This is a genomic window from Streptomyces sp. NPDC088733, from assembly GCF_044751185.1.
Lineage (GTDB): Bacteria > Actinomycetota > Actinomycetes > Streptomycetales > Streptomycetaceae > Actinacidiphila.
The window spans coordinates 171,688-183,408 of the sequence record NZ_JBIVLH010000012.1; the positions used below are offsets into that span (position 1 = coordinate 171,688).

Sequence of the window (11,721 nt, forward strand, 5' to 3'; positions counted from 1 at the left end):
AGGCCGCAGCCTACGCGGCGGAGGCGCAGACCGGCCGGTCAGCCCTGGCGGGCGCCGGGCCAGTCGGCGTAGCGGATGCGGGAGATCTCCAGGACGTCGCCCGTCGTGCCCCACTCGTCCTTGCCGAGGCGCGCGAGCGGGCGCAGTTTGCGGACGTCCGGGCTGCCGTCGGCCATCACGGCCTCGGAGACGGCGGCGTGCACCACACGGCCGAAGACGACCGTCGAGTCGCCGAGGGTCACGGTGCTGTGCAGTTCGCACTCCAGGGCCACCGGGGAGGCCGCCACACGCGGCGGCTTGACCGCGTGGCTGGGCTCGCGGGCGATGCCGATCTCGTCGAACTCGCTGACGCCGCGCGGGAAGTCGGTCCCGGTCGCGTTGATCTGCTCGAAGAGGTGCTCGGGGGCGAGGTTGACCACGAACTGCCGGGTCTCCTCGATGTTGCGCAGTGAGTCCTTCCGGCCGACCGACGTGAACTGCACGACCGGCGGGCTGACGCACGCGACCGTGAAGAAGGAGTGCGGGGCGAGGTTCGCCGTTCCCGCCTCGCTCAGGGTCGACACCCACGCGATGGGCCGCGGCACGACCACGGAGGTCAGCAGCTTGTAGAACGGGTTGCGGCCCATGGCCTCGGGATCGAAGTCGATTCGCATGGTCGCCAGTATCCCCCTCGGCGCCTGCCCGCCCCAACGATCCTCCCTGACGATCAACCGGGAGCGCTGCGTCAACTCGTCGTCACCGTAGGTGCAATACGGGCAAAAAAGGGGGCTCGGGCGGACGGCTTTATTTCGTAAGGGATTTGATCCGATCACAAGATGGTCACTAGGGTCATGCCTCGAACCTCTGTGCAGCGATCACCCAATCGGGGTGGCGGCAGAGGTCCCGCCGATCCGAAGCGGCGTGCGTACGACGGGGGACGCCGACGCTCGGGGCCGGGGAACCGCTGTTCCCGACGCATGCGGCAGGCGGCTGGAGGAAGAAGGAGCTCGCCTGCGTGGCGTCCCACCGTCGTCCCAAGCAGACCAGTCGCGCACGTGTCACCGTGCTCACCGCGACCGCCGCCGCAGCCGTGGCCCTCTCCGCCCAGGCCGCCCAGGCCGCCCCGGCCAAGCAGTCCGTCAAGAGCGTCAAGGCCAAGGTCGACGCGCTGTACGAGCAGACCGAGCAGGCCACCGAGAAGCTCAACGGCGCCAAGGCGAAGCAGGAGCAGCTGCAGAAGCAGGTCGAGGTCATCCAGGACGAGGTGGCCCGCCAGCAGGGCGAACTCAACGACCTCCAGGACGACCTCGGCGCCCTCGCCAGCGCCCAGTACCGCAGCGGCGGCATCGACCCCACGCTCCAGCTCTTCCTCTCCACCGACCCGGAGAGCTACCTCGACAAGGCGTCCACGATCGAGGCGCTGAGCACCCAGCAGGCCGAGGGCCTGCGGCAGATCGCGGAGAAGAAGCGCAGCCTCGACCAGCAGAAGGCGGAGGCGGCGAGCAAGCTCTCCGAGCTGGACCGGACCCGCGCCGAACTGACCAGGAACAAGAAGGCGGTCCAGGGCAAGCTGGCGGAGACGCAGAAGCTGCTCAACTCGCTGACGGCCGCCCAGCGCGCCGCGGTCGCCGCCGCGGACGTCGTCGCCGTTGGCGGCGAGCACGTCAACCTGGGCAACGACACCCCGGCTTCCGGCCGCGCGGCCGCCGCTCTCGCGGCCGCCCAGACCCGGATCAACATGCCGTACGTCTTCAGCCACACGGGTCCGACGTCCTTCGACTGCTCGGGCCTGACCATGTGGGCGTACGCCCAGGCCGACGTCAGGCTGCCCCGGATGTCGCAGGACCAGGCGAACGCCGGCACCCGCCTGACGATGAGTCAGCTCAAGCCCGGCGACCTGGTCCTCTTCTACGGCGACCTGCACCACATCGGCCTCTACGCAGGCAACGGCATGGTCCTGCACGCGCCCCACTCCGGCGCGTTCGTCCGCTACGAGTCGATCAACAACATGCCGTTCCAGTTCGGGGTCCGCGTCTGACCCGGGACCACCGGGCGGTCTTCACACGGTGTCCGGGATCCGCGGGGTGTCACAGCCCGGGCACCGCCCGGTCACGGGCCGCCCGCGCGGCGGAACGGCGGCGCATGATGCTCCCGTAGCCATCACCACGGGGGGAACCATGCGCACACGTACCGCCGCACTCGCGGCCGCCGTCGTCACCGCGGCAGCCGCCCTGCTGCTCACCGGCTGCGGCAGCGACGCCACGTCCGACACCGCCGCCTGCAAGGCCGCCGTGACCGAGCTGTTCGACGACATCAAGCACAACTCCACCGACTTCAGCCGCCCGGGAGCCTGTGCGGGCGTCGACGAGGCCACCCTTCAGCGCATCATCACCGAGGTCGGCCAGGAGCAGATGAAGAGTGCCGGCCTGGCACCCTGAGACGGCCTGACAGAGGCGCCCGCGGCCATCCGGCCGCGGGCGCCTTCGCGTCGCAGCGTCACAGCGTCATGAGAGCGGCGGCGCCGCGGCCTTCGCCTGCTCCACCGGCGCGTGGCGCCGGGGGGAGCCGAAGGGCGCCCCGTTGACCGCTATGGGCACGCTTCCCGCCGGCCGGGAGGAGTCGCGGTCCGCCTCGTAGGCGGGGGTGACCTGCCAGCCGTTGTCCGTGGAGACCAGCGACACCGACGACAGCGGCCGCACGTCGAGGTGCCAGAAGGTCCTCGCCGGCGCGGAGAGCGCGTGCACGAGCAGCGCGCGGGCGACGGCGGGCTCGACCACGGCCAGCGTCGGCCGGGTGCCGCGCGGCAGTTTGACGAGCCAGTCGGCGGCCCGGTCGCAGAGCTGCCGGACGGATTCGCCGCCGTGCGGTGCGGCGTCCGGGTCGGTCAGCCAGGTGGACAGGCCGTAGGGGTCCATGGCCGCGATCTCCCCGCGGGTGTGGCCCTTCCAGCGCCCGTAGTCCAGGTCCCGCAGTGCGGGCTCGACGGTCGGTTCGAGGCCGAGAGCGGCCGCCGTCCGTGCGCAGCGTGCCGAGGGCGCCCGGATGGTCAGCGGGTGGGTGACGAACGCGGGCAGCGCCATGCTGCCGGGCAGCCGCTTCCCCGCGGGCTCGTCGCCGAAGACCGCTTCACGTCCGCTGGTCTCGGTGGCCGCGCACAGAAGGGTCAGGTGGATCGCCATACGGTGGCCTCCTTCCTTTCCCGGTCGGGTACCGGGCCGTGCTGCGAGGCTCCGGCAACCGTTCTCCCACACGGTCCGTGGGCTGTCTGCCGCCACTCGGGTGACGAGGCGACGTGAGAAGGCCGCAGGCGCCGGCCATGGGTGCTGCGGTTCGTGGCTGCCGCGTGGCTGTGCGGACAGGTTTTTCCTGGTTACAGCATCCCGCCGGGCCTCGCCGGGATCCATCCTCCAGTCGGCGGCGGCTGCCTCCACCGACCGGCGGGACAGCATCCGCCATCCGGCCGGTGCGGCGGCGCGCGGACGGGGTACGGCCGCGCGCGGGGTAGGCATCCGGCATGGGCCCATGCCGTGCGGCGCGCACGATTCTGCAGGCCCCGGCCGCCCGGCGCGTGCTCCGGGCCGGTGCGGGCGCCGGTGCCCGCCTCCGGCGGGCGGGGCGGCGGATGCGGTTCCGCGGCCCGCCGCTCCTGCTGCTGGACGTGCTGCTCGTCTTCTTCGCGCTGCTCGACGTCCGCGTCAACGTCCATTTCGACGACTCCGCCAGCCTGGCCTGGGGCCTGACGGCCGCACTCTCCCTGATGCTGCGGCGCCACCGCCCGCTGATCACGTTCCTGCTGACCCTGCCCGCCGTGCTCGTCTCGTCCGCGGTCTTCGCTTCACTTGCCGCCCTGTACACGCTGGCCACGTTCACGCGGCGCCGCATGCTGCTGGCGTTCTGCGGGGTGGCCTTCACGCTCTGCGACGTACCGCCGTGGCCGTCCCCGCGGTTCGACCTCACGGAGACGGCGACCTTCATCACCCTCGGATACACCGCGACGACGGCGGCCGCCCCGCTCTTCCTCGGGCAGCTCGTGCAGGCCCGTCGCGACCTGTCCCTGCGGCTCCGTGAGATCTCCGAGGCACGCGACCACGAACGCCTGCTCACCGCCCAGACGGTGCTGGCGACGGAACGCGCCCAGTTGGCGCGGGAGATGCACGACGTCGTCTCGCACCAGGTCAGCCTGATCGCCGTGCAGGCGGGTGCGCTGCAGGTCGGCGCGCCGGACGCGGCCGTCAAGGAGACCGCGGGGACGATCCGGCGGCTGAGCGTGCAGACCCTGGACGAACTGCGGCACATGGTGGACGTCCTGCGCGCGGCGGGCAGCCGGCCGACCGAACTGACCCCGCAGCCGTCCGTGTCGGACCTCGAACGGCTGGTCGGCGGCAGCGGCATCGAGGCCGAGCTCGACATGGACCTGCCGGAAGGGCTCCCCGCGCCCGTCCAGCGCGCCGTCTACCGCACGGTGCAGGAGGCGCTGACCAATGTGCGCAAGCACGCGCCCGGCGCGAAGGCCTCCGTGCGGGTCCGGCGCGAGGCCGGCGTCGTCCGGGCCACGGTCACCAACGACCAGCCGACCCGCCGCCCGCTCCCGCTGCCGAGCGCGCGGTACGGCCTGGTCGGGCTGCGGGAGCGCGCCGCCCTGCTGAACGGCACGTTCAGTTCGGGCCCGACGGCGGAGGGAGGGTACGAGGTCCGCCTGGAGCTCCCGGTCGAGGGCCCGGACTGAAGGCACCCGTACGGCGGATCTCCGCCGGGTGCGGCGGTGCCGATGGTCCGGCGGCGCACTCACGACGCCCTGTGCCTCGGCCGCCGGCCCGGGACCCCGCCGCCGGGGTGCGCCCCTGAGGGGGACGACCGCTGAGGCCCCCCGTTCTCAGGCTGCTCTCAGGCCGTTCTCAGGCCGGGAGCGAGGCCCGCTGTTCCAGGATGCTCAGCGCCCGCTCGGCCCAGAGGATGTTCTCCGTCTCGAAGGCGCGTCCCCGCATGAGGGTCAGGTACGGGCCGATCCGGTCGCTCCCGGCGAGGAACTGCTCCTCGGTGCGCCCGGCGAGCAGGCGGGTGCGGTCCTGGTCGTAGCGGGCCAGTTTGGCCCGTGCCGACTCCAGGCGTTCCGCGATCGCGGTGCGCACGGCGGTCGCGTCTCCCCCGTCCACCGCCTGCACCTTGACCAGCAGCTCGTCGCGGATGGCGGTCGGCCGGGGAGGTTCCGCGGTGAAGTCGTGGAGCGCCTGCTGCCCGGCCCCGGTCAGTGAGTACAGGCGCTTGTTGGGCCTGCGCTCCTGCTGGACGACCCGGGCTTCGATGAGGCCTTGGGACTCCATACGGTCCAGCTCCTTGTACAGCTGCTGGGGCGTGGCCATCCAGAAGTTGGCCACCGACGCGTCGAACCTCTTGGAGAGGTCGTAGCCGGAAGCCTCCCCCTCCAGAAGGGCCGCCAGTACCGCGTTGCGCAATGCCATACCCGGATATTACGCCTTCTTGAACAGACGAAGAGACCGCTGCCGACCGGGCCCGCGACCTGGTGAGCGGCACGGGATATGACGAATCGTCAGCAGTTCGCACGGCATGGACCCCTTGCCACCGGCTTCTTCCTCACGCCAATGAACGCAGAATCTTGCGCAAAAAAGTTACTTTCTCACGAGGATGCGCCGGGATATTGCGCGGGTGTATCCGCGACATTACGGTGCCCCTTGCGTTGGCGCTCCACCCCCCTGGCGCAGAACAGACATTCTGCGCCGAAAGGAGCATGTGATGTTGCGTATACCCCCCATCCTCCGAGGCCGGAGACGGCCGTCCCTGAGACGAGCCGTCGCCGTCGCGGCCGGCACGGCCCTGCTCACCACCGGCGGCACGATCGCGCTGGGCGCCGCCCCGGCCTTCGCCGCGGCCGCCACCGGCGGCAGCGGCGCGAACCTGCCCTACGTGGAGGTGCAGGCAGAGAACTCCGCCACCAACGGCACCGTGATCGGGCCGAGTTGGACGTACGGCGAGCTCGCTGACGAGGCGTCCTACCGCAAGGCGGTGACCCTCCAGGGCAGCGGCAAGTTCGTCACCTTCACCACCCCCGTGGCGACCAACTCGATCGACTTCCGCTACAGCATCCCGGACAGCTCCGGGGGCTCGGCCTACACCGCCCCGCTGTCCTTCGCCATCAACGGCGCCGCACAACCCGACTTCACCCTCACCAACGCCTACAGCTGGTACTACGGCAGCTACCCGTTCACCAACACCCCCGGCAGCAACCGGCACCACTTCTACGACGAGGTCCACCGGCTGCTGCCGCAGACGTATCCGGCGGGCACCACGTTCACCCTCCAGGTGGGCTCCGGCGGCACGACGACCACCATCGACTTCGCCGACTTCGAGCAGGTCGGCGCGGCGCTGTCGCAGCCGTCCGGCTCGGTGTCGGTCACGTCCAAGGGCGCCGACCCGACCGGTGGCAGCGACGCCACGGCGGCCTTCAACGCGGCGATCAGCGCGGCCGGCTCCGGCGGCACGGTGTGGATACCGCCGGGCACGTTCAAGATCCCCGGCCACATCACGGTCAACAACGTCACCGTGGCCGGCGCGGGCATGTGGTACTCGACGGTGACCGGTGCGGCGCCCGGCTTCTACGGCCTCGGCGAGCCCGACAGCTGCGGGGTCGGCGGCAACCGCGGCGTCAGCAGCGGCGTCCACCTCTCCAACTTCGCGATCTTCGGCCAGGTCGGCACCCGCAACGACTGCGACCAGGTCAACGGCATCGGCGGCGCGATGAGCAACTCCTCGGCGTCGAACATCTGGATCGACCACATGAAGGTCGGCGCCTGGATGGACGGCCCGATGGACAAGCTGACGTTCAGCGGGCTGCGGATCCGCGACACCACCGCCGACGGTGTCAACTTCCACGGCGGCGTGACCAATTCGACCGTCACCAACAGCGACATCCGCAACACCGGTGACGACGGACTGGCCACCTGGGCGGACGCCGCTCTCGGCGCCGACGTCAACGACACCTTCTCCAACAACACCGTGCAGATGCCGATCCTGGCCAACGGCATCGCCATCTACGGCGGGCACGACAACACGGTGAGCGGCAACCTGGTGGTGGATGCCGGCCTGGCGCAGGGCGGCGGCATCCACGTCGGGCAGCGCTTCACCTCCACGCCGGTCGGCACCACCACCATCACCGGCAACACCATGATCCGGGACGGCAGCCTCGACCCGAACTGGCAGTTCGGCGTCGGCGCGCTGTGGTTCGACGGCAGCCAGGGCGCGATCACGGGCCCGATCAACGTGACCAACGCGCTCATCCAGCAGAGCCCCTACGAGGCCGTGCAGTGGGTCGAGGGCACGGTCAGCGGCGTCCACCTCAGCAATGTGACGATCGCCGGCACCGGCACCTTCGCGCTCCAGGAGCAGACCGGCGGCGCGGCCACGTTCACCAATGTCACGGCGACCGGCGTCGGCGCGTCGTCGCCCGTCTACAGCTGCGAGGGCTCCAACTTCGCCGTCACCGACGGCGGCGGCAACTCCGGCATCTCCGGGACGCCCTTCTGCGGCGGCTTCCCCGCCCCGGTGTTCCCGCCCTACCCGCCCACGGGAGTCACCGCCTCCCCCGGAGCGCTCAACTTCGGTTCGGTGGCGACCGGTTCGACCAGCGCCGCACAGACCGTGACGGTGTCCAACCCGACCGGCACCGCAGCCGCCGTGACCGCGCTGGCCGCCTCGGGCGACTTCGCGCAGACCAGCACCTGCGGCACATCGGTACCGGCGAACGGCTCCTGCACCGTCAGCGTCACCTTCCGGCCGACCGCGACCGGGGAGCGCACCGGCACCCTGGCCCTCACCGCGGGCGGCAACACCAGCACCGTCTCGCTGACCGGTACGGGCACCGCGCCCGGCCCGGTGCTGAACACCAACCCGGCCGCTCTCACCTTCGCCGGTACGGTCGTCGGCTCGACGGCCGCCGCGCAGACGGTGACCGTCACCAACTCCGGCACGAGCGCGGCCACCGTCTCGGCCGTCGCGGCGACCGGCGACTTCAGCGAGACCGACAACTGCGGCTCCCTGCCGGTCGGTTCGTCCTGCGTGGTCACCGTGGCCTTCAAGCCGACCGCGGGCGGCGCCCGCAGCGGCACACTGACGCTGACCAGCAACGCCAACAACAGCCCGACGAAGGTCGCGCTCGGCGGCACCGGCATCGACAGCGGCACGAACATCGCGGCCGGGCGTCCCGCGTCGGCGAGTTCCGCCAACGGCACGTTCGCCGCGGGCAATGTCACCGACACCGACGCCGCCACGTACTGGGAGAGCGCGGGCGGCGCCTTCCCGCAATGGGTGCAGGTCGACCTCGGCCAGAACTACAGCGTCGGCAAGGCCGTGCTGAGGCTCCCGCCGTCCACCGCCTGGGCCACCCGTACCGAGACCCTGTCCGTGCAGGGCTCCACCAACGGCAGCAGCTTCGACACGCTGGCCGCGTCCGCCCCGCTGACCTTCGACCCGAACGCCAACAACAACACGGTGACCGTCACCTTCCCGGCCGCGACGGCCCGCTACGTGCGGATCAACATCACCGCCAACACCGGCTGGAACGCGGCCCAGTTGTCCGACCTCCAGGTCTTCCCGAGCGGCGGCAGCGGCAACCCGCAGGCGACCTTGTCGGTCAGCCCGTCCTCGCTCACCTTCGGCACGCAGGCACCCGGCACGACCAGCGCCGCACGGAACGTGACGGTGACCAACACCGGTACGGCCGCCGCGACGATCTCCTCTGTCACCGCCTCCGGCGACTTCGCGCAGAGCAACACCTGCGGCACGTCCCTCGCGGCGGGGGCCGGCTGCACGGTCGCGGTGACATTCACCCCGACCGCGTCCGGCACCCGCACCGGCACCCTGACGATCAACGGCAACGCCGCCAACAACCCGGTCACGGTCGCGCTGTCCGGCACCGGCAGCGGCACGGTGGCGACCAACCTGGCGGCCGGCCGGCCGACCACCGAGTCCAGCCACACCGACGTCTACCCGTCCTCGAACCTGACGGACGGCAACCAGGCCAGCTACTGGGAGAGCGCCAACAACGCCTTCCCGCAATGGGCACAGGTCGACCTCGGCTCCGCCCAGAGCGTGAGCAAGGTCGTCCTCCAGCTGCCGGCCGGCTGGGGTGCCCGCAACGAGACGCTGTCGCTCACCGGCAGCACCGACGGCTCGGCGTTCAGCACGCTGAAGCCGTCCGCGTCCTACAGCTTCACCCCGGGCGCGAACAACACCGTCACCATCACCTTCCCCGCCACCACCCAGCGCTGGGTCCGGGTGACGGTCACCGCCAACGACGGCTGGCCCGCGGGTCAGCTCTCGGAGTTCCAGGTCTGGAACACCTGACCCGGAACGGACCACCGGACGCCGGTGCCGCGGGGCGCGCACGCGCCCCGCGGCACCGGCGTCCGTGCTGTGCCCGGCCCGCCGCGGCAGGGGTCATGATCCAGAGCCGTTACGAATCCGTACCCATGTACCCGGAGGCGTCTCAACTCCGTGGCGGAGCCCACCGCTCCCTAGCGGGTGACACCACGGCTGCCTAGAGTGATGGGTGATCCCTCCTCCGCCCGCCGCCAGCGGGTCTGCCCGGCACCCTCCAGGCAGTCAGGAATCCACCTCGGTCCCCGCCCGGTCACGGGAAGGAGCCCTTCGTCGTGGCGCAGCCCCCTACGATGCCGCCCACCGGGTCCGGTCCTCTCCGGCCCCGCGTCGTGGACCTGCTCTCCGGACACCGAGCCTCACCCCTCGCGCTCGTCGTCGCGCCCGCGGGGTACGGCAAGTCCATCGTGCTGGCCCACTACGCCGACTCCTTCGCCGCGAGGGGCAAGGTGATCAGCTGGCGGCCGTACCGGGACACGCGTGAGGCGGCCCCCCTGCTGGACAGCCTGATGCGGAAGCTGCTGGAAGCCGGCCCCGACGGCGGGCACTCCACCGCGGAACCCCCGGCGCCCGCCACGGTCGAGTCGGTGCTCACGGCCGTCGAGCGGCGCGCCGGGCCGGTGCTGATGCTCGTCGACGACGTCCACCTCGTGCACGGAACGCCGGTGGAGGACGCCCTGGAGGAACTGGCGCTGCTGGCGCCGCCGAACCTGCGGATCGTGCTCGCCGGGCGAAGACGGCCCTCGATCAATCTGGCCCGGCACGAACTCTCCGGGACCGTCGTCGTCACCGCGGACCAACTCGCCTATGACGATGCCGAGTTCCGGCAGGCGCTGGCGACGGCGGGCCCGCCGGGCGGCGGACCGGTGACCGCGCCGGAGTACGAGACGCTGAGCCGGCTGACGCGGGGCTGGCCGGTCGCGCTCCGGCTGTGCCTCCAGGTGCCGCGCCGGGACGCCGACCGGGCCGCCACCGTACTCGCTTCGGCCGCGGTCCGCGGCTACCTCGACCGCGAGGTGCTGGGGGTGTTGCCCGGCCGGCTCGCCGAGGCGTTCGCCGAGATCTGCCGGACCCCGCGGGGACCGTGGCTCACCGACGACGGCTCCGGTGTCCTGGACGAACTGGAGGACGGGTACGGGCTGGTCTCACGCCGTACCGAGGGCAGGTACGACTGCGTTCCGCTGCTCCGTGAGCACCTGCGGCTCCGCGCCTCAGCGGCTCCCGCCGCGCGGGCCGCCCGGCCCGCTCCTCCTCCTTCCGCCCGCCCGGCCGCCCAGGACAGCCCCGGCCCGCTGACGCTGCGCTGCTTCGGCCGCTTCGAGGCGACGCTCGGGGACCGGGTGCTGGACTGGCGGACCACCCGGCCCCGGGTCCGGGCGCTCGCCCGGCTGCTGGCCGTGCACGCGGGGCAACCGGTGCACCGCGAACGGCTGATGGCCGCCTTGTGGCCGGAGACCCCGGAACGGAACGCGGGCCGCGGGCTCCAGGTCGCGGTCTCCGCGCTGCGCACCTTCCTGGAACCGGGCGTCGACCGCGGGGCGAGCCGCATCCTCTTACGGTCCGGCGAGGCGTACATGCTGTCGCCGCAACCGGGCGGGAGCTGCGACGTGCAGCGGTTCGAGGCCGCCGTGACGAGCGGGCTGCGCCTGCTGTCGCACGGATCGGTGGACCAGGCCGCGGAGTCGCTCGGCCTGGCGCTCCACCTCTACACCGGTGAACTCCTGCCCGAGGACGGCCCGGCGGAGTGGGTGGTGCCGCTGCGGGAGTACCACCGCGCCCAACTGGTGCGCGCCGCCCTGACGCTCGCCGAGGTCGAACTCGGCCGCGACCGCCCGCAGACCGCGGTCGCCGCGGCACACCACGCACTGTCCGTCGACCCCTTCCAGGACGCGGCCTGGCGCCTGCTGGTGCTCGCCCACCGGCGGGCCGGCGACCCGGTCGCGGCCCACCAGGCCCAGCTGCGGCACGCACGGATCCTGGAGGAACTCGGCGTCCGCCCACCCGGCACCGGGGCAGAGCCGGACGCCGCCACGCGGCGCGGCCTCGGCGGGCTGCCGGCCGCCCGGCCCCGCGAACACCCGAGACTCGACGTCAGCCCCGCTTGAAGAACTCCGCGACGCCGAGCTGACGGGCGCCGCCCGCAAACCGCGATCGCCCCGGCGCACCCGGCCCCATTGCGGCACGCACGGATCCCGGAAGAACTCGGCGTCCGCCCGTCCGGCCCGCGCCGGAACCGGACGACGCCACACGGCGGGCTGCCGGCCGCCCGGCCCCGCGGACACCCGGCGCTCGACGTCACACAGCTGATGCCCGCCGCCCCGACGCCCGCCGAAACCGAACCCGGCCGAAGGC

The 11,721-nt window shown here is 72.2% G+C and carries 8 protein-coding genes; 5 read left to right on the forward strand and 3 right to left on the reverse strand.

Features of this window, described 5'->3' with window-relative positions:
- Nucleotides 1–38: 38 nt before the first annotated feature.
- Complete coding sequence (locus tag ACIP64_RS23360) at nucleotides 39–653, reverse strand: flavin reductase family protein (protein ID WP_401589928.1); 615 nt, start codon at nucleotides 651–653, stop codon at nucleotides 39–41.
- Between the two features lie 341 nt (nucleotides 654–994).
- Here ACIP64_RS23360 and ACIP64_RS23365 point away from each other — a divergent pair, with 341 nt between their 5' ends.
- Both ACIP64_RS23365 and ACIP64_RS23370 read left to right on the forward strand, forming a co-directional pair.
- Nucleotides 995–2,017: an NlpC/P60 family protein gene (locus tag ACIP64_RS23365; RefSeq protein ID WP_401589931.1), complete on the forward strand. Its 1,023-nt coding sequence runs from the start codon at nucleotides 995–997 to the stop codon at nucleotides 2,015–2,017.
- Between the two features lie 139 nt (nucleotides 2,018–2,156).
- Complete coding sequence (locus ACIP64_RS23370; protein WP_401589934.1) at nucleotides 2,157–2,417, forward strand: hypothetical protein; 261 nt, start codon at nucleotides 2,157–2,159, stop codon at nucleotides 2,415–2,417.
- 66 nt (nucleotides 2,418–2,483) lie between these two features.
- On the opposite strand, the gene ACIP64_RS23375 is transcribed toward ACIP64_RS23370, so the two are convergent.
- Nucleotides 2,484–3,158 carry a histidine phosphatase family protein gene (locus tag ACIP64_RS23375; protein WP_401589937.1) on the reverse strand — a complete coding sequence of 225 codons (675 nt, stop codon included), beginning with the start codon at nucleotides 3,156–3,158 and terminating at the stop codon, nucleotides 2,484–2,486.
- A gap of 443 nt (nucleotides 3,159–3,601) precedes the next feature.
- On the opposite strand from ACIP64_RS23375, the gene ACIP64_RS23380 reads away from it, so the two are divergent.
- Complete coding sequence (locus tag ACIP64_RS23380) at nucleotides 3,602–4,705, forward strand: sensor histidine kinase (RefSeq protein ID WP_401589940.1); 1,104 nt, start codon at nucleotides 3,602–3,604, stop codon at nucleotides 4,703–4,705.
- Between the two features lie 169 nt (nucleotides 4,706–4,874).
- Here ACIP64_RS23380 and ACIP64_RS23385 read toward each other — a convergent pair whose 3' ends face one another.
- A complete protein-coding gene (locus tag ACIP64_RS23385; protein WP_401589943.1) occupies nucleotides 4,875–5,438 on the reverse strand; it encodes a PadR family transcriptional regulator in 564 nt (187 codons plus the stop codon).
- Nucleotides 5,439–5,730: 292 nt separating this feature from the next.
- On the opposite strand from ACIP64_RS23385, the gene ACIP64_RS23390 reads away from it, so the two are divergent.
- Both ACIP64_RS23390 and ACIP64_RS23395 read left to right on the forward strand, forming a co-directional pair.
- Nucleotides 5,731–9,336, forward strand: coding sequence for a choice-of-anchor D domain-containing protein (locus ACIP64_RS23390; RefSeq protein WP_401589946.1), 3,606 nt, complete (start codon nucleotides 5,731–5,733; stop codon nucleotides 9,334–9,336).
- A 308-nt stretch (nucleotides 9,337–9,644) separates the two neighbouring features.
- Nucleotides 9,645–11,474, forward strand: coding sequence for a BTAD domain-containing putative transcriptional regulator (locus ACIP64_RS23395; protein ID WP_401589949.1), 1,830 nt, complete (start codon nucleotides 9,645–9,647; stop codon nucleotides 11,472–11,474).
- The last annotated feature ends 247 nt before the right edge of the window (nucleotides 11,475–11,721 follow it).